19 protein-coding genes are annotated in these 20,313 nt (G+C 66.4%); 12 read left to right on the top strand and 7 right to left on the bottom strand.

All coding sequences use genetic code 11. The features are described from left to right. Window positions 1-282 precede the first annotated feature (282 nt). On the bottom strand, window positions 283-561 hold the full coding sequence (locus tag FPY90_RS09670) for an HPr family phosphocarrier protein (RefSeq protein WP_071216729.1): 279 nt from the start codon (window positions 559-561) through the stop codon (window positions 283-285). A gap of 79 nt (window positions 562-640) precedes the next feature. After that, window positions 641-2,326: a phosphoenolpyruvate--protein phosphotransferase gene (gene ptsP / locus FPY90_RS09665; RefSeq protein WP_498685238.1), complete on the bottom strand. Its 1,686-nt coding sequence runs from the start codon at window positions 2,324-2,326 to the stop codon at window positions 641-643. 136 nt (window positions 2,327-2,462) lie between these two features. Between ptsP and FPY90_RS09660 the strand changes: the two genes are divergently transcribed. The 5 genes from FPY90_RS09660 to FPY90_RS09640 all read left to right on the top strand — a co-directional run bounded on the left by FPY90_RS09660 (window position 2,463) and on the right by FPY90_RS09640 (window position 8,333). Continuing rightward, window positions 2,463-3,185: a TetR/AcrR family transcriptional regulator gene (locus FPY90_RS09660; protein WP_498685237.1), complete on the top strand. Its 723-nt coding sequence runs from the start codon at window positions 2,463-2,465 to the stop codon at window positions 3,183-3,185. 60 nt (window positions 3,186-3,245) lie between these two features. Then, window positions 3,246-5,243: a PTS mannitol transporter subunit IICBA gene (locus tag FPY90_RS09655; protein ID WP_071216732.1), complete on the top strand. Its 1,998-nt coding sequence runs from the start codon at window positions 3,246-3,248 to the stop codon at window positions 5,241-5,243. Further along, complete coding sequence (locus FPY90_RS09650) at window positions 5,240-6,385, top strand: mannitol-1-phosphate 5-dehydrogenase (protein ID WP_498685235.1); 1,146 nt, start codon at window positions 5,240-5,242, stop codon at window positions 6,383-6,385. The genes FPY90_RS09655 and FPY90_RS09650 overlap by 4 nt, the downstream gene beginning before the upstream one ends. 684 nt (window positions 6,386-7,069) lie before the next feature. Beyond that, window positions 7,070-7,801, top strand: coding sequence for an alpha/beta fold hydrolase (locus FPY90_RS09645; RefSeq protein WP_071216734.1), 732 nt, complete (start codon window positions 7,070-7,072; stop codon window positions 7,799-7,801). A gap of 82 nt (window positions 7,802-7,883) precedes the next feature. Then, window positions 7,884-8,333 carry a cytidine deaminase gene (locus tag FPY90_RS09640; RefSeq protein ID WP_071216735.1) on the top strand — a complete coding sequence of 150 codons (450 nt, stop codon included), beginning with the start codon at window positions 7,884-7,886 and terminating at the stop codon, window positions 8,331-8,333. A gap of 19 nt (window positions 8,334-8,352) precedes the next feature. Here the strand turns inward: FPY90_RS09640 and FPY90_RS09635 are convergent, their stop codons facing one another. After that, window positions 8,353-8,820 (bottom strand): MarR family winged helix-turn-helix transcriptional regulator, encoded by a 468-nt coding sequence (locus tag FPY90_RS09635; RefSeq protein ID WP_071216736.1) that lies wholly within the window; start codon window positions 8,818-8,820, stop codon window positions 8,353-8,355. A gap of 130 nt (window positions 8,821-8,950) precedes the next feature. Between FPY90_RS09635 and FPY90_RS09630 the strand changes: the two genes are divergently transcribed. From FPY90_RS09630 to FPY90_RS09620, 3 genes are all read left to right on the top strand, one after another. Next, a complete protein-coding gene (locus FPY90_RS09630; RefSeq protein ID WP_071216737.1) occupies window positions 8,951-9,526 on the top strand; it encodes an NADPH-dependent FMN reductase in 576 nt (191 codons plus the stop codon). A gap of 218 nt (window positions 9,527-9,744) precedes the next feature. Then, a complete protein-coding gene (locus tag FPY90_RS09625) occupies window positions 9,745-10,857 on the top strand; it encodes a glutathione S-transferase family protein (RefSeq protein ID WP_498685233.1) in 1,113 nt (370 codons plus the stop codon). Between the two features lie 153 nt (window positions 10,858-11,010). Next, complete coding sequence (locus FPY90_RS09620; RefSeq protein WP_498685232.1) at window positions 11,011-11,928, top strand: SDR family oxidoreductase; 918 nt, start codon at window positions 11,011-11,013, stop codon at window positions 11,926-11,928. Between the two features lie 109 nt (window positions 11,929-12,037). On the opposite strand, the gene FPY90_RS09615 is transcribed toward FPY90_RS09620, so the two are convergent. Then, window positions 12,038-12,772, bottom strand: coding sequence for a class I SAM-dependent methyltransferase (locus FPY90_RS09615; RefSeq protein WP_071216740.1), 735 nt, complete (start codon window positions 12,770-12,772; stop codon window positions 12,038-12,040). Between the two features lie 240 nt (window positions 12,773-13,012). Next, window positions 13,013-13,702, bottom strand: a complete 690-nt coding sequence (locus tag FPY90_RS09610) for a ubiquinone/menaquinone biosynthesis methyltransferase (protein ID WP_071216741.1) — start codon at window positions 13,700-13,702, stop codon at window positions 13,013-13,015. 126 nt (window positions 13,703-13,828) lie between these two features. Between FPY90_RS09610 and FPY90_RS09605 the strand changes: the two genes are divergently transcribed. From FPY90_RS09605 to FPY90_RS09595, 3 genes are all read left to right on the top strand, one after another. Next, entirely contained in the window at window positions 13,829-14,389 is a 561-nt protein-coding gene (locus FPY90_RS09605) for a GNAT family N-acetyltransferase (RefSeq protein WP_498685230.1), read from the top strand. A gap of 822 nt (window positions 14,390-15,211) precedes the next feature. Beyond that, on the top strand, window positions 15,212-15,688 hold the full coding sequence (locus FPY90_RS09600; protein WP_071216742.1) for an NfeD family protein: 477 nt from the start codon (window positions 15,212-15,214) through the stop codon (window positions 15,686-15,688). 2 nt (window positions 15,689-15,690) lie between these two features. Then, window positions 15,691-17,280: an SPFH domain-containing protein gene (locus tag FPY90_RS09595; RefSeq protein ID WP_071216743.1), complete on the top strand. Its 1,590-nt coding sequence runs from the start codon at window positions 15,691-15,693 to the stop codon at window positions 17,278-17,280. A gap of 130 nt (window positions 17,281-17,410) precedes the next feature. On the opposite strand, the gene FPY90_RS09590 is transcribed toward FPY90_RS09595, so the two are convergent. Both FPY90_RS09590 and fdhA read right to left on the bottom strand, forming a co-directional pair. After that, the gene (locus FPY90_RS09590) at window positions 17,411-17,809 is read right to left on the bottom strand and encodes a GlcG/HbpS family heme-binding protein (protein ID WP_071216744.1); all 399 of its coding nucleotides are present in this window, start codon (window positions 17,807-17,809) and stop codon (window positions 17,411-17,413) included. Between the two features lie 30 nt (window positions 17,810-17,839). Beyond that, on the bottom strand, window positions 17,840-19,060 hold the full coding sequence (gene fdhA / locus FPY90_RS09585) for a formaldehyde dehydrogenase, glutathione-independent (RefSeq protein ID WP_498685229.1): 1,221 nt from the start codon (window positions 19,058-19,060) through the stop codon (window positions 17,840-17,842). 274 nt (window positions 19,061-19,334) lie between these two features. On the opposite strand from fdhA, the gene FPY90_RS09580 reads away from it, so the two are divergent. Further along, window positions 19,335-20,279: an RNase H family protein gene (locus FPY90_RS09580; RefSeq protein ID WP_498685227.1), complete on the top strand. Its 945-nt coding sequence runs from the start codon at window positions 19,335-19,337 to the stop codon at window positions 20,277-20,279. Window positions 20,280-20,313 lie beyond the last annotated feature (34 nt).

The following is a 20,313-nucleotide window of genomic DNA, read 5'->3' as shown; positions in this document are numbered from 1 at the left end:
CGGGACGCTGTCGCCCTGCAGGGCCTGCCGGCCGTAGCCGCGCCGGATATGCGCAACCGTACCTTGCCAGGGCCGGTGGTTGATAGGTCACTGCGGTCCGTTCCAAGAACGGCATCCCCCGGTCTGCCGAAATGTTTTCAACGGAACTGCGATGTCTGCGCCTTGGCTTCGTGACCGTCCGCGCAGTTGCACCGGCGGCCTGTAAACGCAAAACGCCGATGGCGTGGGCCCCAGGCCTTTCGGCTCGGGATCCACGCCATCGGCGGTGGTCGACGCGGTTGGTTAGACGGCGTCCAGGTCCGTTTCCAGCAGTGCAACCAGGGAATCCAGCGCGGCCTCGGCGCCGTCGCCGGAGGCGCGCAGCACCACTTCGTCGCCCTTGGCGGCACCCAGGGTCATCAGCGAGAGGATGCTCGAGGCGTCCAGGGCATCGTCCTCCGGGGCGCCCTTGGGCGCGATGGTGACCTCGATGTCCAGGGCGCCGGCTGCTTCGGCGAAGAGCGCGGCGGGACGGGCGTGCAGGCCGGAGGCGCTGGCGATGGTGGCAAGACGTTCGGACATGTGTTTTCTCCTGTGTACGAAGGTGTTTGGGAAACAATTGGGGGCAGGCAGGATCAATCCTACGGTGCCGGGGTGTTGGCTACAGGCCCAGTTCGGCCAGTGCCGGCAGCGCCTCGCGCACCGCGGTGCGTGCTGCCTCGGCGCTCGGTGCGGCCAATGCCAGCTGCGCCAATTCGCCGGCGCGTTCCAGCGTGACGGTCTTGAGCACCGCGGCCACGGAGGCCAGCGAGCGGGCCGACATCGACAGGGTCGAGACGCCCAAGCCCACCAGCACCACGGCCAGCGCCGGATCCGCCGCGGCCTCGCCGCAGACGCCCACGGGCTTGTGGTTGCCCTCGGCCCGGGAGCCGGCAACCGTCAATTCGATCAGGCGCAGCACCGCAGGCTGCCACGGGTTGTTCAACGCGGCCAGCGGGCCGAGCTGCCGGTCCGCGGCCATGGTGTACTGCGTCAGGTCGTTGGTGCCCAGGGACGCGAAGGACACCTGGCCCAGGATGGCCTCGGAGCTCAGTGCCGCGGAGGGGACCTCGACCATCACCCCGGGGGTGGCCAGTCCGGCGTCGGCGCACATCGCGGCGAAATCGGCCGCCTCGGACGGAGTGGAAATCATCGGGGCCATGACCCAGACCTCGGCCTCGGAGCCGGCCGATGCGGTGGCGATGGCCGAGAGCTGGCGGGCCAGCACCCCGGGGGAGGTGGTGTCGGTGCGGTAGCCGCGCACGCCCAGGGCCGGGTTGGGCTCCGAGGCGTCGGTGAGGAAGGGCAGCGGCTTGTCGGCGCCGGCATCCAGCGTGCGCACCACAACCTTCTTGGACCCGAAGGCATCGAAGACGGCCTTGTACTGGGCGACCTGCTCCTCGATGGACGGCTCGGTGTCGCGGCCCAGGAAGCAGAATTCGGTGCGCAGCAGCCCCACGCCCTGGGCTCCGGCCGCAGCGGCCTTAACCGCGTCCTTGCCGCCCCCGACGTTGGCCAGCAGCGGGACCTGGTGCCCGTCGGCCATCACGCCGTTGCCGTCGAAGACCGAGAGCAGCGCGGCGTTCTTCAGCCAGGCGTCCACGGCCGTGCGCTCGGTGTCGCCGGGGGAGGTGGAAATGGTTCCCGCGGCTCCGTCGACGAAGATCTCGGTGCCGGATTCCAGTGCCTCCAGGCCCTTGGCGGCGACGATGGCGGTCAGGCCCATGGCGCGGGCGATGATGGCGGTGTGCGACTGGGGCCCGCCGCCGGTGGTCAGCAGGGCAATGACCTTGGCCGGGTCCAGCGTGGCGGTGTCCGCCGGTGCCAGGTCCTCGGCCACCAGGATGAACGGGTCCGTCGAATCGGGGATGCCGGGGGCCGGGACCCCGCGCAGCGCAGCCACGATGCGGGCGCGCACGTCCAGCACGTCGGTGGCGCGTTCGGCCATGTAGCCGCCGAGGGTGATGAGCATCTGGGCGACTGTTTCGCCGGACTCCCAGATGCCGCGTTCGGCCGAAAGGCCGGTGTTGATCAGCTTGTTGGCACCCTTGAGCAGCATCGAGTCGGTGGCCATCTGCGCGGTGGCCTCCAGCACGGCCTTGGCCTCGGGGCTGGCGGTTGCGGCGCGGGTGCGCAGGTCCGCCTGCACGGACGCGGCAGCTTCCTTGAGCCCGGCGATGGCCTGCTCCGCGGTGACCGCGGCGTCCAGCTTCTCGCCGGCCGGCGGTTCGGAAAGCGCCGGGGGCATGTGCCGGATGGTTCCGATGACACGTCCGGGCATGACGCCCACTCCGGAGAAGTGTTGCACTTGAGTTCCTCGTTCCCGTGGGTTGCTCTTGGGTTGTCCGTTGCGCGATGCAGACGATGATCACGCAGGACTCGAGCATAAACTCAAGCTGTGATCCCCTTCATATAGCAATGCTATAGGTGCTAGGGTAGCAGTCATGAGTCTAGACATCCAGCTTCCGCCGAGGGAGCGACTGCTGCAGGCAGCCGTCGAGCTCTTGGCCAATTCGGACGGGGCTCCGGTCTCCACCCGGAAGATCACCGAGCTGGCGGGGGTCACGGCGCCGACGCTGTACCACCACTTCGGGGACAAGGAAGGCCTGTTCGACGCGGTCGTTGCCGTGGGTTTCGAGCAGTACGTGGCCAGTGAAATGGACCTTGAACCCACCGGGAAGCCGCTGGACGACGTGCGGCGCATGTGGGACCAACACGTGCGCTTCGGCATCGAGAAACCGCACCTCTACCTGGTGATGTTCGGCAAGGTCAGGCCCGGAAACCGATCCAACAGGGTCTCGGAGGCGGAAGCGCTGCTGCGCGGGAAGCTCGACCGGGCAGCGGAAGCCGGGCACCTGAACGTGCCCCCGGCCGACGCGGTGCGCAGCATCATGGCCGCGAATATCGGGGTCACCCTGATGCTCATCTCCGAGCCGGAGAAGGAGCGGAACTTCGAGCTGTCCGACATGACGCGCGATGCCGTGATCACCGCGGTGTCCTCGGAGGCCGGAATTGCCGACTCCGCCACCCCGGTGGGTGCCTCCGCGGTCGTCGTGGCCGCCATCGCGCTGAACGCCGCGTTGGAGTCCTCGAACCCGCAGCAACTTTCCAACACCGAAATGAAGATGTTCCTCGAATGGCTGCATCGCATCTCCAAGACGACATAACCGTGCACACGCGTCGGTTCCTTCCCTGCGACGGCGCAGGACTAACGATTAGGAAGAATCATGGCAACACAAACTGAGGCTGCCACCCGCGGCGGGCTGCGGGTCGGGGTGCAGAAGTTCGGCACCTTCCTCTCGGGGATGATCATGCCCAACATCGGGGCGTTCATCGCCTGGGGGTTGATCACCGCGTTGTTCATTCCCGACGGCTTCCTGCCCAACGAGCAACTTGGCTCGTTGGTGGAACCGATGATCACCTACCTGCTGCCGCTGCTGATCGGCTACACCGGCGGCAAGATGATCCACGGGGTCCGCGGCGGCGTGATCGGTGCGATCGCCACGATGGGCGTGGTGGTCGGTGCCGACATCCCGATGTTCATCGGTGCGATGATCATGGGTCCGCTCTCGGCCTGGGTCATGAAGAAGCTCGATGCCGCGTGGGAAGGCCGGGTCAAGCCGGGCTTCGAGATGCTCATCGACAACTTCTCTTCCGGCATCGTCGGGGCGGCCATGGCGATCTTCGGCATGCTGCTGGTCAACCCGCTGGTGGTGGCGTTCTCCAACGGCGCCGGCGCGGTGGTGCAGTTCCTGGTCAACCACGGACTACTGCCGCTGACCAGCATCTTCATCGAACCGGCCAAGGTCCTGTTCCTGAACAACGCCATCAACCACGGCATCCTCACCCCGCTGGGCACCGAACAGGCGCTGGAGCAGGGCAAGTCCATCCTCTTCCTGCTTGAGGCCAACCCCGGCCCGGGCTTCGGCATCCTGCTGGCTTACGCGATCTTCGGCAAGGGCCTGGCCAAGGCCTCGGCCCCGGGCGCCGCGCTGATCCAGTTCGTCGGCGGCATCCACGAGATCTACTTCCCGTACATCCTGATGAAGCCGGTCATGATCCTGGCCGCCATCGGCGGCGGCATGAGCGGGATCTTCATGCTGGTGCTCACCGGCGCCGGCCTGCGCGCGCCGGCCGCACCGGGCAGCATCTTCGCCGTGTTCGCCATGACCTCCTCGGACAGCTACCTGGGCGTCGCGCTCTCGGTGGTTGCCGCAACGGTGGTCTCCTTCCTGATCGGTTCGTTCCTGCTTAAGATCTCCAAGGCCCCCGAGGGCGACGAGCTCGGCGAGGCAGCGGCCAAGATGGAAGCCATGAAGGGCAAGAAGTCCGCGGTGGGCTTCGCCTTCGCCGCCGATGCCACTTCCGGCCCGGTGAACAACGTGGTCTTCGCCTGCGACGCGGGCATGGGGTCGAGCGCCATGGGCGCCTCGGTGCTGCGCAACATGTTCAAGAAGGCAGGGCTGGTGGACGTCAAGGTCACCAACTCGGCCATTGCGAACCTGACCGACACCTACGACATCGTCGTCACCCACCAGGACCTTGCGGCCCGTGCCACGCCCGTGACGGCCAGCGCGGTGCACGTTTCGGTGGACAACTTCATGAACAGCCCGCGCTACGAGGAAATCGTCGAGCTGGTGCGCACCCGCAACGCCGCACCGGCGGAATCCGTTTCCGTGGGCGCAGTGGCAGCAGGTGCCGGTGCCTCGGCAACCGACGAGCACGCCGGTGCCGCGGCCCACGCGGCCAAGCATGCCGCCGCCCCTGCCGAAACCGAAGCGGCCCCGGCACGCGAGGTGCTGGTCGCCGACAGCGTGGTGCTCACCGGCACCGCCGCCTCGCGCGATGCCGCCATCGACGAGGCCGGCGCCCTGCTGCTGGCACGCGGTGCGGTCAACGCGGAATACGTGGCCTCGATGCACACCCGCGAGTCCTCGGTGTCCACCTACATGGGCAACTTCCTGGCCATCCCGCACGGCACCAACGAGGCCAAGGGCAATATCGCCAGCTCCGCGGTGTCGATCATCCGCTACCCCGAGGGCATCGACTGGAACGGCAAGGAGGTCAAGTTCGTGGTCGGCATCGCCGGGGTGAACAACGAGCACCTGGCCATCCTGTCCTCGATCGCCCGGGTCTTCACCGACAAGGCGCAGGTGGCACGGCTGGAAACCGCGACCACGCGCGAGGAAATCCTGGACATCTTCGGAAAGGTCAACGCATCGTGAAGGTAGTACATTTTGGGGCCGGGAACATCGGCCGGGGGTTCGTCGGGCTGCTGCTGCACGACGCGGGCTACGAGATCGTGTTTGCGGACGTGGCCGACGCGCTGATCACCGCGCTGGCTGCGGCCGACAGCTACCAGGTGCACGAGGTCGGGCAGGATCCGAAGGTGCGCACCGTGGAGAACTTCCGCGCGCTGAATTCCTCGACCCAGGCCGATGCGGTCATCGACGAGATCGCCACCGCCCAGATGGTCACCACCGCCGTGGGGCCGCACATCCTGAAATTCGTCGCCCCGCTGATTGCCGCCGGCATCGCCAAGCGCGACGCCGCGCTGGCGCCGCTGCAGGTGATGGCGTGCGAGAACGCCATCAACGCCACGGACATCCTTGAAGCGGCGGTGCGCGCCGACGGCGCCGCCGCTGCGGAGACCATCGACGCCAACGCGATCTTCGCCAACACCGCGGTGGATCGCATCGTGCCGAACCAGGCGCCGGGCCAGGGCCTGGACGTCACGGTGGAAACCTTCTTCGAGTGGGTCATCGACAAGACCCCGTTCGGGGATGCCGTTCCGGAGATCGGCGGAGCGACGTTCGTGGAGGACCTGGGTCCGTACATCGAGCGCAAGCTCTTCACCGTGAACACCGGGCACGCCGCAACGGCATACCTGGGCTTTGCCGCCGGCATGGAGAAGATCTCCGAAGCGATGGCCGACCCGCGGGTCTTTGCGAAGGTTGCCGCGGTGCTGGCGGAAACCAAATCGCTGTTGGTGTCCAAGCACGGATTTGCCGAGGCCGACCAGGAGGCCTACGTGCAAAAGATCCTGGCCCGGTTCTCCAACGAGTACCTGCCCGACACCGTGGCGCGCGTGGGCCGGGCGCCGCTGCGCAAGCTCAGCCGGCACGAGCGGTTCATCGGCCCGGCCGCCGAGCTGGCTGAGAACGGCATCAAGCCGGTGGCGCTGCTCGAGGCCATGTCCGCGGCATTGCGGTTCAACGACTCGGAAGACGCCGAGGCCGCCGAACTGGCCGTGATCCTGGCGGGAAACACGAGTGAAGCAGCCACCGAGAAGATCACCGGGCTGGCTGAGGGGCACCCGCTCTTCGGATCGGTGAACGAACTGGTCAAGGCCGCGCAAGCCGGCTGATTCCTCATCCGGGTCCGGGCCATGGCAAGGACCGTTGAACGGCCACGCGTAAGGTGCCGGTTCCCTTCTCCAGCGGAGAAGGGAACCGGCACCTTTTGTCGTTGGTCGGGGCGCCGTTTCCGGTCTGCCCCGGGAGTCGGAAGGGGGCAGTGCGGCACCACAGGGTGTTTCGACGGCCGCGAGGGGCTGTTGCGCGGTCTGCCTCGCCAACGACCCGTCGCGCTACGTGATGCATTTTTCGCGGAACGGCCAGTTCAAACCCATCGATGGCATGGAAACAGGACGGTGGAGGAGAAAGTCCAACGTGAGTTCTTTCGGGAACATGAAACCGGGCGCCGCGCCGGAAACCCTGGCTGGGTTGAAAGGACACCGGGCGGGCTCGTGGAACTTCGTCACGCGCAACCCATGGGGCTCGCGGGAAGCCGCCACCTGACGTAGCAACCGTGGAAGGAGCGCAGTTGGAGTACGAATGGTCTTGGGCCCGGTGTGGGCCTCGAATATCAAGTTGTGGCGTGAAAGTGTTGTGGATCGGTCCTGAAGTGGCTGTGTCAGCTGTCTCGCTGCTGACTACCGACCGGTCGAGATGGTGTCCGTCGAACCATCGGGGGCACGCCCCAGGAACCAATTGGCAATTGTTTCCCGGCTGACCGTGAAAGTTCGACCCGACAATGTTAAGGTCGGCTCATGGACATCCGGTTGGTTGAGCTTGGCAGCGGGATCCGAATCGCCTGTCACCTATCGGGCCCCTTGGGCGGACCTGCGATGGTGTTGTTGCACGCGTTGGGGGAGCAAGCCGCCAGCTGGTCCGGAGTCGCGCCACGGTTCGCTTCGCGGTACAGGGTGGTGAATCTGGAATTGCGCGGTCACGGCAGCAGCGATCGACCGGGGGTCTACTCGTTCGAACTCATGCGCGATGACGTCATTGAAGTCCTTGAGGTCCTCGGTTTGCATGATGTGGTGCTGGTTGGCCACTCGATGGGCGGTGCGGTGGCCTACCTGGTTGCCCAGGCGCAACCGGGTCGCATCGCGCGATTGGTGGTCGAGGACGTTCCTCCGCCGTTTCCCCGTGTCCGGCAGGTGCCCGAAAGACCCAAGGGTGCACTGGGGTTCGATTGGGCCGTTGTCCCGGCAATTGTCGACCAGGTCAACGACCCCACCCGGCGTTGGTGGAAGCGGCTGACCGATATTTCATCTCCCACGTTGCTCATCGGTGGCGGTCCCGCCAGTCACATCCCGCAGGAGTTGCTCGTGGAGGTCTCCGAAACCATCCCCGAATGCACCCTCGTCACCATGCCCGTTGGCCATAACGTTCATCAGGTGCAACCGAGCAATTTTTCCGACGTTGTCTTGGGGTGGTTGGCCGACGCCGACGCGAAGCCGGTTGCGGGAGCTCCACGGTTTGAGCCGAAGGAGTGATTCCCCCGCCGGGGGCTCTCCATGTCGGCTTCGCCGACCGGAACCAGGAGCCGGAACCGGCATCGCGTGGCAGAATAAAAACATGGACTCGAACCAGCTGCTCGTCAATTCCGCCATTGAACAACTGCGGAGCAGGTGGCCCGGGGCGCAGGACTCTGTGGCGGCCGCTGCCGTTGTCCTGGAGGACGGCCAGATCCTGACCAGCGTCAGTTTCGACAATTTCAATGCCGCCGCGACGCTGTGCGCCGAGGCCGGAGCGGTCGCCCAGGCCTACACCCTCGGAAAGCGTGTGGTGGCTTCGGCCTGCGTAACCAACGGCACCGAAGAGGGGACCTACCAGGTGCTTGCGCCCTGCGGCATCTGCCAGGAACGCCTGGCTGTCTGGGGGCCCGAGGTCCTGGCCGCCGTGCCGGGTTCGGCTGGAAACGATACGTGGGAGATGCTGACGCTGCGGAAGCTGAACCCCTACTACTGGGCAACCTCGTTCACCGCGGACGGGCACTGGCCCTCAACCGCAGAACACGGGGAGTAGGTTTCAGGGCCCGGCGCGGTCACCAGAGGTTGCGGTCGACCGCTGCCGAACGGATCTTGGCGAGCATTGTCCCGAATTGTTCCTGTTCGGCCGCGGACAGCGGGTCGAAGAGCGTTTCGCGCACGAACGAGACGTGGTCGGGGGCCGCGCTGCGAATCGTTTTCCAGCCGGCATCGCTCAGCTTGATGTCTTGGCCCCGGCCGTCGGAGCTGGAGGCGCAGCGCTCGATCAGGCCCTTGGCCTCCATCCGGCGCAACAGGTGCGAGACCCGGGATCGCTCCCATTGCAGCGTCGCGGCCAGGTCGCCCGAGCGCAGGGCCTCGGGGGCCGCTTCCGAAACGGCGGCGAGCACCGCATATTCCCCGCCGGACATCCCGGCGTCGCGGATGAGCTGGCGATCCATCGCGCGGGGGAACCCCCAGAGGAATTCCCGGAACTCCAGCCACAGCTGGGCTTCTACTTCGTTGAGCCAACGGGGCTCGGACATGGTGCGCCTCACACTTCTTCACATTTAGTTGACATGTCAATCTTCTCCCGGCAGGATAGAGATATCAAGTTTTAGTTGACGCGTCAGTAAATAGCCTGCGTGTCACCCCCCCAGACCAAGGAGACCCAGCATGACCAAGATTGCCATCATCACCGGTTCAACCCGCCCGGGACGTAACAACGCCGGCGTGGCCCAGTGGGTCCTGGAGCAGGCGAACCTGCGCGGCGACGCCGACTACGAGCTCGTTGACATCGCCGATTTCAACCTGGCACTGCTGGATGAAGCCTACCCGGCTGCCTACCAGAACTACCAGAACGAGGCCACCAAGGCCTGGTCGGCCAAGATCGCCGAATTCGATGGCTACGTCTTCGTCACCCCCGAGTACAACCACTCGGTCGCACCGGCCCTGGCCAACGCGCTGTCCTACCTGAACGCCGAGTTCGCCAACAAGGCCGCCGGCATCGTCTCCTACGGCTCGGCCATGGGCGTGCGCGCCGTCGAGCACCTGCGCGGCATCCTCTCCGAGCTGCAGGTCGCCCACGTGCAGAAGACCGGCATGTTCTCGCTGTTCACCGACTTCGAGAACTTCTCGGTGTTCAAGCCCACCGAACTGCAGGCAGCCTCGCTGGCACCGGTCCTGGACCAGCTGGTGCCGTGGACCGTTGCCATGAAGACCGTGCGCGACGCAGCACTGGTTTCCGCCTAAGGGCCAACCGCCCAAGACAACATCACTTGGCCGCTCCCCGTGCAACATGGGGGCGCGGGGACCGGCCAAGTGATTCCCCCCCCGGGCCGCCCGCCTCGTGCCGTTCAACGGACGTGCGGCCCGGCCCGCGGGATCAAGGCCTGCCCCGGAGAAGTCCACGGGCAGGCCATTCCTTTTCCTCCATGGTGCTTCAGGGCACCCGAACATAGGGTTGGGTTATGAGCGAACAGCAGCACAGCACCGCCGGTGCATACGTCACGGGCGCGGAATTCACGCGCGACACCAACTACATCCAGGACCGGATCGTCGCCGATCCCGACGCCGTGCGCGCCTCCGGCGGGCCGACCGCGGGGACCATCGGCAACGTGCACTCGGGTGCGGCCGAGGGTGCCGAACTCTGGCCGGTCCAGGCCGACCGCTACCGGCTGGTTGCCGCGCGCGCCTGCCCCTGGGCCAACCGTGCCATCATCGTGCGGCGCCTACTGGGCCTGGAGGACGCGATCTCCCTGGGCACCCCCGGGCCGGTGCACGACGTGCGGTCCTGGACCTTCGACCTCGATGAGGGCGGGGTGGACCCGGTGCTGGGCACCGAACGCATCCAGGAGAACTACTTCAAGCGCTTTGCGAACTACCCGCGCGGCATCACCGTGCCGGCTATCGTCGATGTGCCCTCCGGTGCCGTGGTCACCAACGACTACCCGCAGATCACCCTGGACCTCTCCACCCAGTGGAAGGAATTCCACCGCGAAGGCGCCCCGGACCTGCTGCCCGAGGACAAGCTCGAGGAGATGATGCCGGTCATCAAGCGCATCTTCACCGAGGTCAACAACGGCGTCTACCGCTGCGGATTTGCCGGAAGCCAGCAGGCCTACGACGAGGCCTACGACCGGCTCTGGACGGCCATGGACTGGCTGGAGGAACGCCTGGCAACCCGCCGCTTCCTGATGGGCGACTCGGTCACCGAGGCCGACGTGCGCCTGTTCACCACGCTGGTGCGCTTCGATGCGGTCTACCACGGGCACTTCAAGACCAACCGGAACAAGCTCACCGAGATGCCGAACCTCTGGGCCTACGCCCGCGAGCTGTTCCAGCTTCCGGGCTTCGGCGACACCGTCGACTTCGACCAGATCAAGAAGCACTACTACGTGGTCCACGAGGACATCAACCCGACGCAGATCGTCCCGGTCGGCCCGGACCTGGAAAACTGGCTCGAGCCGCACGGCCGCGAGGCCCTCGGCGGGAACCCCTGGGGCAACGGCACCGCTCCGGAGCCGGTCCGCGAATCCGAGCAGGTCGCCGCCGGGCACAACCCGCTCTACCCGCTGGCCTAGGAACCACCGGGCCAAAAGCACGTGTGAAGCAAGCCCAGAACCCCCACCCGAGATTCCCGGGCGGGGGTTCTGGGCTTCTGCGTCGTTCAACCGCGCCGATTCCACCGCCGGCAACCCTGGCCACGCTCCGCGGGCCGGGTCTAGCGTGAAGCCATGGAACGAACACTTGCAGGAAAGATCGCCCTGGTGGCCGGGGCAACGCGCGGGGCCGGGCGTGGCATTGCCGTCGCGCTGGGCGAGGCCGGGGCCACGGTGTACTGCACCGGGCGCAGCACCCGGGAAGCCCGCAGCGAGTACGACCGCCCCGAAACCATCGAGGAAACGGCAGAACGTGTCACCGCGGCCGGCGGCACCGGGATCGCGGTGGCGGTTGACCACCTGGAGTCCGATGCAGTTGCCGCGCTGGTGGCGCGCATCGAAGCCGAGCAGGGCAGGCTGGATCTGCTGGTCAACGACATCTGGGGCGGGGAAAAACTCATTCAGTGGGAACAAAACATCTGGGAGCATGACCTCGAGGCCGGCCTGCACATGCTGGAACTTGGGGTGAAGACGCACCTGATCACCTCCCACCACGCGCTGGGGCTGCTTTCCCGGAAGCCCGGCGGACTGGTTGTCGAGGTGACCGACGGGACCAGGGAATTCAACTGGAGCCACTATCGGGTCTCCACGTTCTACGACCTGGCCAAGAACGCTGCGTTGCGCATGGCCTTCACGCTCGCCCACGAACTCAAGCCCCATGGGTGCGCTGCAGTGGTCGTGAGCCCGGGGTGGCTGCGCTCGGAGATGATGCTGGAGCACTACGGGGTGACCGAGGCCAACTGGCAAAGCTCCCCGGAGGAAGCGGGGCACTTTGCCGCGATCAGCGAATCCCCGCGCTTCGTGGGCCGGGCAATCGCCTCGCTCGCCGCGGATCCCGAGCTTCTCTCGCGCAGCGGCGGGTCATTCTCCAGCGGGGGGCTTGCCCGCGACTACGGTTTCACGGACCTGGACGGGTCGGCGCCCGATTGCTGGCGCTACATGGACGAGGTGCAGGGAGCCGGGCTGCCGGCCAACGGTGCCGGGTATCGGTGACGGACACGGCAACCAGCCAACGGCAGCCTGCCGGGTGCCCCTGGCGCGGCCGTCCTGAAACCGCAGCAACCAGCCATCACCGGTCGGTGAAGCACGGTGTTCCGGTGCGCTAACGGTGTGCCACCACGATCAGTTCCCCGGCGCCGCGGCCCACCGGTTCCCGGTGCCAGCCGCCGAACACCGCATCGACCTGCAGGTCCGCGGCGGCCAGAGCGGTTCGCAATTGCTCCTCGCTGCGGAAGGCCAGCACGGCGTCCTCGAACTCCCGGTTTCCATCCGCCAGCAGGCGGTGCTCGGTGATGGCAACCAGGCCGCGTTCGCGTTCCTGGGCATCGATCCACAAATGGACGCCGGTTCCGTCGGCCAGCGTGTACTGGCTGCGGGTGCTGCCCGGGGTCCAGCGTTCCCAGGCCCGTGCCCGAGGATCGCGTGAGTCGAACACCAGCCGCCCGCCGGGCCGCAAGGCGGAGCGGATATCGGCCAGGGTGCGCTGCCATTCGTCATCGTCGTTGATGGCCTGGGCCACGTGCGAACTCATCAGCACCGCATCGAAGCTGGTGCCCGGCGGCAGCTGCGCCGAGGTGCCATCGATCCAGTCGACCGCCTGGGCACCGGGCTTTGTCCTGGCGGCGGCCAGCGATCCGGCGTGCGGGTCCAGGCCGGTGACCCGGTGTCCGGCCCGGGCCAGGGCGATGGTCAGCCGACCGGTGCCGCAGCCGAGGTCAAGCACCCTGCTGCGGGGCTGCTCGTCAATGAAGGCGAAGAAGAAATCCTCGGCCACGGTCCAGGTGTTCTCGGCATCGTAAAGATCCGCGTGCTGCTCCGGGGTCAGGAATGATTGCATGGCCCGAGCTTAAACGAATTTTGCCAAAGATTGTATAAACATTGTGTTCCGATTGATGCGAAACTCCTCGAAACCGGTGGTGCCGGGAACTGCGCTCCGCCGGGGGCCGGCGTGGAATCCGGGCACTTCCGAGGGGCAACATGGCGCTTCGGACGGACACCGTACCCGCGGTGCGGTGCGCCGGAGGTGTGGGCGACGGGCGAAAACCAACGGCGGCAGCTCGGTGCGGATGCCGAGGAATCAGCTGGGCTTGCGGGCGGACCAAATCATGTTGGTGCGCAGGTACTTCGGCTTGACCTTGACGTCCTCGAAGCCTGCCTTGATGAATCGCTCGCGCAATGCCTCGGGAGACAGGAAGCCCAGGGTCGAATCGACCAGGTACTCGTAGGACGCCCGGTCCTTGCCGATGAACTGCCCCAGCGTCGGGATGACGATGCGCATGCCCAGGCGGATGGCCGGTGCCAACGGCCCGGCCGGGGGGGAAGACTCCAATGCGGAGACCATGCCGCCGGGCTTGAGCACCCGAAACTGTTCGGCCAGCACCTTGTCCAGGTCGCTGACGTTGCGCAGCAGGTAGCCGTGGGTGACCGCATCGAAGGAGGAATCGGCGAAGGGAAGGTCATGGGCGTCGGCAAACTGCCATTCGATGCCGTCGCCGCCGTTGATCTGCCGGGCCAAGGCCAGCATCGAGTCGGAGAAATCGGCGCCGGTGATGCTGGCCGCGGGGTACTGTTTGCGGATTTCGCGGGCGATGACACCGGTTCCGGTGGCCAGGTCAAGGTAGTCGCGTCCCGGGAACGAGGTGGCGCGGGCGGCTACCTCGCGGCACCACGTTTGGTGCGAGCCCAGGGTCATCAGGCGGTTGATCAGGTCGTAGCGCCGGGCGACGGAATTGAAGGTCGCCTGGACTGAGGAATCTTTGTTTTGCATGGCCGCCGGTTCTTGCGTGGGAGTGCTGGTGGGTTCGCCTTCGAGTCTATGTGAGGGCACGGTCCGAAGACGTCATTGCGGGCCCCTGTCCGGGCAAGGTTGCGGCGCCGTGCCACCATGGGAAGCATGGAGATTTCCACCAGAAGGTTGCTGCTGCGCGAGTACCGCCCCGGCGACCTGGACGCCGTGCATGCCTTCGCCTCAGACCCGGTGGTGTGCGCTTTCGCCGAATGGGGGCCAAACACGCCGCAGGACACCGCGGCGTTTTTGGAAGAATGCGCCGCGGAGCAGGTTGCGGTGCCGCGGGAGACCTGGACCTTGGCGATTGCCTGGGGCGGCTCGGTCATCGGTTCGGTGGCGCTGATGACGGGGGAATCGGACCTGGTCCACGGGCCCGGTGAAGCGGAGCTCGGTTACGTCCTGGACCGTAACGCCTGGGGCAACGGGTACGCGGCGGAGGCCGCCGAAGCGCTGCTGGCTTGGGCCGGGGCGCATCGGGGGATCACGAGGGTGGTGGCCACCTGCCGGCCGGAGAACACCGGCTCGGTGCGGGTGCTGGAAAAGATCGGGATGCAGCAGGTGGACTACCTGTACGAGCACGAGCGCATCGACGGAAAAGCCCGGGATTCGCTCGTGTTTTCCGGCCTGCTTCCGGTGGGCCAACCGGCCGGGACATCGGCCGGCTAGAGGTTCACCGCCCGGGATGCCGGGCGGCCGGTTGCGGGAAGCACTCGCCGCCACGATCGGTGTTCCACCGCCAAGGGAGGGCCGACGCCGCGCTGGCCTCGAACAGAATGCTGGCTCGGAAATGCTTCACGCGTCCTGTCTGGGGACACCCCGCTCTCTGCACCAGAAAACGCCAATCGAGGCCGGGTGCGGGAGGAATGTGGTGACGGTAAATCCACTTCATCGATAACTGTCCGCCGCCGCTCCCGAAGTCTCCGAGCGCCTGCTGACGGACCCTCCGCCGGTAGTGGGGCTGGTCCATGTCTTGGCGGTGCTCGGGCTTGGGTGATGCCAGGTCGCTTAGTCCCCCTGGTCGTTGGCCACTGGGCCGGGACTCAACGAACGCGTATTCAACGTTGTCGGAGACGGGCGCTTCCCGCCCGGGCCACGGCGGATTTTTCTGCGCCGGGACCGGATCCTCGGTCGCCTCGGCACCGGATCCGCGAGTTCCGCTCGACCCCTGGTCGAGGTGTCGGGAGCTTCGGGCATGTCTTGGCGGATGCTCCCTTTTGGCGAACCAGCCATGCGGGTTTGCAGCTTCCGGGCAGCAACTGCGTTTCGCATATGGCAGGCTTGTGACCGACCTGACCCAACTTTATACAGCTAACCAATAGACTTTATGTCAGGCGAGGCAATCGAGGGAGCCCGACCGGGTGCCCAAACCGACGCTTCACGAAGTATGCACAGCACGAGAAGCGCCGGAAACTTGAGGCTCCGCCGAGGCCGAATACTTGAACCATGCCGCGCCTTTTGGCCCGTCAGTCAGCCCACGAAGGAATCGACATGCTCGCATTCGCAGTGATCGGAGGCATTGGCCTCCTGCTCCTCATCCTGTCCATGACCCTGGGAGAGCTTGTCGATTTCTTCGACGGAATCATCTCCACCACTGCCGTCGGTGCGGCAGCCACGCTTTTCGGCGCCGCGGGTGCGATTGTGTTGCTCAACAACGGTCCACTCTTCCTGGCCTACAGCGCGGGTGCCCTTCTGGGCGTGATTGGCATCGTCGGCGTAGCGCTGCTTGCCCGAAAGCTGGCAAGAATCTCCGACGCACAGCCGCACGAAGTCATCGGTTTGCTTGGCATTGCCACCACAGACATCAACGACATCGTCGGGAAAGTACAGCTGGACCACCCCGACGAAATCAATCAGCGCCTCGTATTTTCAAGCAGCCCTATCGAGAAGGACACACCAATTGCCGTCGTGGCTATTGTTGGAGACCGCATCAGGGTCGCATCCACCTCTGAACTGAACGGATTTTAGCCATGGATCTTGCCGTAAATGGAACCGTCATCGCCGTCGCAGCAATCCTTGCTGTCCTCATAGCCCTCATCTGGTATGCCACCACCCGGCTGGTCACCGTCGCCCCCAACCAGGCCGTCATTCGCGCCGGCAAGGGGGCAAAGGGACAGGTGCAAATATTCACCAAGGGCATCGTACTTTTCCTGCCGGTCATTCACCAGAAATACGTCATGTCGCTGGAGCAGCGCCAGGTGGAGCTTGCCGTGGAAGGCGTTGACAAGAACTTCATCACCACCTCGGTGACCGCCAGCCTGAACTTCAAGTTCGACGACTCGGTGGAGGGAATGAGCAAGGCCGTCCAGCGCTTTCTCACACACTCCAAGGAAGACCTGAACGCCTCGGTGACCAAGTCGGCCGAGGGCGTTCTGCGCGGCATCGTTTCGGCCATGTCGGTGGAGGACGCCAACAACAACCGCAAGGAATTCCAGGACCAGTCCCTGGAATCGGCCGTCACCCAGTTCGCCGAGCAGGGCATCCAGATTGACGCCTTCAACATCTCGTCGGTCAGCACGCCCTCGCGCACCGTGATCGGCCCGGACAACAAGCCGACCGTCATCGACTACCTGGAAGAGGTCGGCAAGCCGGGCCTGGAACGCGCCAAGCGCGAAGCCCGCGTCGCCACGTCCAAGGCCTTCCAGGAATCGGAAGCTGCCCGCATCGAGCAGGAAGGGGCCACTGCGGCCCTGGCCCGTGACCTCGCGATCAAGAAATCCGAGTTCAAGGCCGAGGAAGATCGTGCAGCAGCCATCGCCAGCTCGGCCCATGAGCTGGCCAAGGCAGAGCAGGACGTCCTGGTTGCAGAACTCGAGCGCAAGGCGCTGGCCGAAAAGGCCCTGGTGGAGCAGGAACGCCTGGACATCGATGTCCACAAGCCGGCCGACGCCCAGGCCTACAAGCTCCGTACCGAGGCACAGGCCAAGCGCGATGCCGACGTCTTCAATGCAACGGCCCGCTCCGAGTCCAAGGCCATCGAGGCCGACGGCGCCAAGCGCGCATCCATCGCCGACGCCGAGGCCCGCGCGGCCGCCCAGACCGTGGAGGCAGAAGCTTCGAAGAACGCCGAGGTGTTCCGCGCCGAGGGTCAGGCCACCGCCGTGGAGCTCAATGCGAAGGCCGAGGCAACGGCCGTTGAATACAACGCCAAGGCCGAGGCCGACGCGATTCGCCTGCGCGGCGAGGCCGAGGGCGCGTCCATTTCCGCCATCGGTGCGGCAACCGCTTCGGCAGAGGATGCAAGGGCCACCGCACTGACCGGCCACACCCAGGCCAGCCTGGCGTTCCTGGCGATCAGTGCTTTGCCGGAGATCGTCAAGGCCAGCTCGGATGCCGTCTCCGGCATCGACAACTACACGGTCATCAGTTCGGACGGTGCATCCGATGCCGTCAAGCAGGCGAACCGCATCGTCACCGAGGGCCTCGCCATGATCAAGGGCAGCACCGAGATCGACATCGCCGGAATGCTCTCCGGGTTCCTGAACGGCGCGGAAACAACCCCCGAGGCGGCACCGGCACCCGTCCTGCGCTCCGAGGAAACGGTCGCCGAGCAGAACTGACCTAACCGCCGGACCCACCCACCGATCGCCCCGCCAAACCGGCGGGGCGATCGGCCGTGGAGCACCCGGCCCAGTGGACAAAAGGCCGGAGCGTGAGTCGATGGTTCCGGCGGTGGGCCGCCCGGACCGGCTACAGCGCGGTGCTGCCGGCCTCCGCGACCTCCTGGTCCTGGGCCCCGGATCCGCCACTGACCCCGACGGCGCCGACGACCACGCCGTCGCGGGTCACCGGGATGCCGCCGGCGAAGATCATGATGCGCCCGTGGTTGGAGGCGTGGATGCCGTAGAACTGCTGGGTGGGTTGCGAATTTTCCGCGAGGTCCTTGGTGGGGAGGTCGAAGGCCCGGGCGGTGAAGGCCTTGTTGATGGAGATGTCGATGCTGCCCAGCCAGGCACCGTCCATCCGCACGTGGGAGACGAGGTTTCCGCCGGCGTCGACGACGGCGATGTTCATGGGCTGGCCGATTTTGGTGGCGCGCTCCTCGGCGGCGGCAATGATGGTGCGGGCGTCCGCGAGATTCAATGACATGGCACTGCTCCTTGAAATATGGATGGGTGGCTACTTGGAGAGGTAGCCGTTGGGGTCCAGGACGTACTTGGTGGCCGCGCCGGCGTCGAACTCGGCGTAGCCGCGCGGGGCGTCGGACAGGGGGATGGCCTGGGCGTTGACGGCCTTGGCGATGTGGATGCGATCGTGCAGGATCGCCATCATCAACTGGCGGTTGTACTTCATCACCGGGCACTGGCCGGTGGCGAAGGACAGGGACTTGGCCCAGCCGGTGCCCAGGGACAGCGACAGGCTGCCCTTCTGGGCGGCCTCGTCCACGGCGCCGGGGTCCCCGGTGACGTAGAGGCCGGGGATGCCCAGGGAGCCGCCGGCCCGGGTGAGGTCCATCAGGGAGTTCAGCACGGTGGCCGGGGCCTCGGACGCGTGGGTGCCGTGGCCGTGGCCGCGGGCCTCGAAGCCGACGGCGTCGATGCCGCAGTCGACCTCGCGCACGCCGAGGATTTGCTCGATCTGGTCGGCCGGGTCCCCGGCGCCGACGTTGATCGCCTCGCAGCCGAAGGAGCGTGCCTGGGCCAGGCGGTCCTCGTTCAGGTCCCCGACGATGACCACCGCGGCGCCCAGCAGCTGGGCGGAGGCGGCGGCGGCGAGCCCGACGGGCCCGGCGCCGGCGACGTAGACGGTGGAGCCGACGGTGACCCCGGCGGTGACCGCGCCGTGGAAGCCGGTGGGCAGGATGTCGGAGAGCATGGTCAGGTCCATGATCTTTTCCAGGGCCTGGTCGCGGTCGGGGAACTTGAGCAGGTTCCAGTCGGCGTAGGGGACCAGGACGTATTCGGCCTGGCCGCCGACCCAGCCGCCCATGTCGACGTAGCCGTAGGCGCTTCCGGGGCGGTCGGGGTTCACGTTCAGGCAGATGCCGGTCTTGGCTTCCTTGCAGTTGCGGCAGCGGCCGCAGGAGATGTTGAAGGGGACCGAGACGATGTCCCCGACCTTGAGGAATTCGACGTCGGGTCCGGTTTCGATGACCTCGCCGGTGATTTCGTGCCCCAGCACCAGGCCGGCGGGGGCGGTGGTGCGGCCGCGGACCATGTGCTGGTCGGAGCCGCAGATGTTGGTGGCCACGGTGCGCAGGATGGCCCCGTGGGGGACCTTGCGCCCGATGTTGGACGGGTTCACCCCGGGTCCGTCCTGCAGTTCGAAGGTGGGGTAGGGGGTGTCGATGACCTCGACGATTCCCGGCGACTTGTAGGCGACGGCCTTGTTTCCAGGCATGGGCACCACTACCTTCCGCAGTTCTGTTTCTCTCCGTCGGACGGGAACCTGGAAGCGAAAGCCGATGCGGGCGTTGCGGTGTGCGGGGAAAAGCTGGTCCCCGGGCGCGATGACGGCTCCAAACCTTCGATGGCGGTGTTGCATGGTGCCGCAGTCTCCGGCCCCCATCCCTTATGGCCCCAGCGTACGACCTGGACGCGGACAAGGCCATGGGTGGACCCCGCCGAAAGGCACCGATGTGAAAGCGTCGGTGGGACCGTGGCAGGATTGAAATATGACGATCACCGCAGCCGCAGACGGATCAGCCCTTGGAAACCCCGGACCGGCAGGATGGGCCTGGTACATCGACGACGACCGTTGGGCCGCCGGCGGCTGGGCCCACGGGACCAACAACATGGGCGAACTCATGGCCGTGCTTGACCTCTTCCGCGCCACCGCGCACCTGCCCGAAGAGGAACTGCACATCCTGTGCGACTCCCAATACGTGATCAACTCGGTGACCAAGTGGATGCCGGGCTGGAAGAAAAAGGGCTGGAAAAAGTCCGACGGCAAGCCCGTGCTGAACCTGGAGTTGTTCAAGGACATCGACGCCGCCATCAAGGGCCGCAAATACCGATTCGAATGGGTCAAGGGGCATGCTGGCCACGAGCTCAACGAGGCCGCCGACGACCGCGCCCGCGCCGCCGCCACCGCCTACCAGGCCGGCCGGGAACCGGACACCGGACCGGGGCTCGATGGTGTGCCGGGTGCTGCCGATCGGGCCGCCAACCACGAGGTTCCGGCGCCCGACGGCCACGACTCGATGATCTTTGAGGACCAGGAGGCACCGGTGCCGGTCGAGCCGGTGCAGGCCGACCCGGCGGCCCAACTCGCCGCGGACGTGCAGATGGTCTTCGAACTGGAAACCGAGCTTCTCTCCCCGGCGGTGCGCGGGGACCTGGACGAGGTCATGGCGTTCCTGCACCCGGAGTTCCAGGAGATCAGCCGCGACGGTTCACTGACAGACCGCTCCACCATCATCTCCGCGTTCAACGCCGCCGAGCCGCTGCCCACGGGCGGCGCCTTGCAGGTTCTGGCCGCCACGCCCTGGGGCCTGGACAAGGTGCAGCTGGCCTACCGGCTGCTGGCCGGTGACCAAGCGGTGCTGTGCTCGTCGTTCTGGCAGCGGGTCGAGGGCCGCTGGCTGCTGCGCTACCGCCAGGAAACGCCGACCGCTTGAGCAGGTCGGCGGCCGTCGGGCACGGTTGGGTCGG

Origin of the sequence: Arthrobacter sp. C2, assembly GCA_024207135.1 — a bacterium.
GTDB lineage: Bacteria > Actinomycetota > Actinomycetes > Actinomycetales > Micrococcaceae > Paeniglutamicibacter.
The sequence above is the reverse complement of the archived record's forward strand: the minus strand, read 5'-3'. Positions and strand labels throughout refer to the sequence as shown.

Coding starts and splice junctions, on each gene's coding strand:
- FPY90_RS09660 (WP_498685237.1), top strand. CDS start 2,463: ATGAGTCTAGACATCCAGCTTCCGCCGAGGGAGCGACTGCTGCAGGCA.
- FPY90_RS09605 (WP_498685230.1), top strand. CDS start 13,829: ATGGAGATTTCCACCAGAAGGTTGCTGCTGCGCGAGTACCGCCCCGGC.
- FPY90_RS09595 (WP_071216743.1), top strand. CDS start 15,691: ATGGATCTTGCCGTAAATGGAACCGTCATCGCCGTCGCAGCAATCCTT.
- FPY90_RS09625 (WP_498685233.1), top strand. CDS start 9,745: ATGAGCGAACAGCAGCACAGCACCGCCGGTGCATACGTCACGGGCGCG.
- FPY90_RS09610 (WP_071216741.1), bottom strand. CDS start 13,702: ATGCAAAACAAAGATTCCTCAGTCCAGGCGACCTTCAATTCCGTCGCC.
- FPY90_RS09620 (WP_498685232.1), top strand. CDS start 11,011: ATGGAACGAACACTTGCAGGAAAGATCGCCCTGGTGGCCGGGGCAACG.
- FPY90_RS09615 (WP_071216740.1), bottom strand. CDS start 12,772: ATGCAATCATTCCTGACCCCGGAGCAGCACGCGGATCTTTACGATGCC.
- FPY90_RS09645 (WP_071216734.1), top strand. CDS start 7,070: ATGGACATCCGGTTGGTTGAGCTTGGCAGCGGGATCCGAATCGCCTGT.
- FPY90_RS09580 (WP_498685227.1), top strand. CDS start 19,335: ATGACGATCACCGCAGCCGCAGACGGATCAGCCCTTGGAAACCCCGGA.
- fdhA (WP_498685229.1), bottom strand. CDS start 19,060: ATGCCTGGAAACAAGGCCGTCGCCTACAAGTCGCCGGGAATCGTCGAG.
- FPY90_RS09590 (WP_071216744.1), bottom strand. CDS start 17,809: ATGTCATTGAATCTCGCGGACGCCCGCACCATCATTGCCGCCGCCGAG.
- FPY90_RS09630 (WP_071216737.1), top strand. CDS start 8,951: ATGACCAAGATTGCCATCATCACCGGTTCAACCCGCCCGGGACGTAAC.
- FPY90_RS09600 (WP_071216742.1), top strand. CDS start 15,212: ATGCTCGCATTCGCAGTGATCGGAGGCATTGGCCTCCTGCTCCTCATC.
- FPY90_RS09670 (WP_071216729.1), bottom strand. CDS start 561: ATGTCCGAACGTCTTGCCACCATCGCCAGCGCCTCCGGCCTGCACGCC.
- FPY90_RS09635 (WP_071216736.1), bottom strand. CDS start 8,820: ATGTCCGAGCCCCGTTGGCTCAACGAAGTAGAAGCCCAGCTGTGGCTG.
- FPY90_RS09655 (WP_071216732.1), top strand. CDS start 3,246: ATGGCAACACAAACTGAGGCTGCCACCCGCGGCGGGCTGCGGGTCGGG.
- FPY90_RS09640 (WP_071216735.1), top strand. CDS start 7,884: ATGGACTCGAACCAGCTGCTCGTCAATTCCGCCATTGAACAACTGCGG.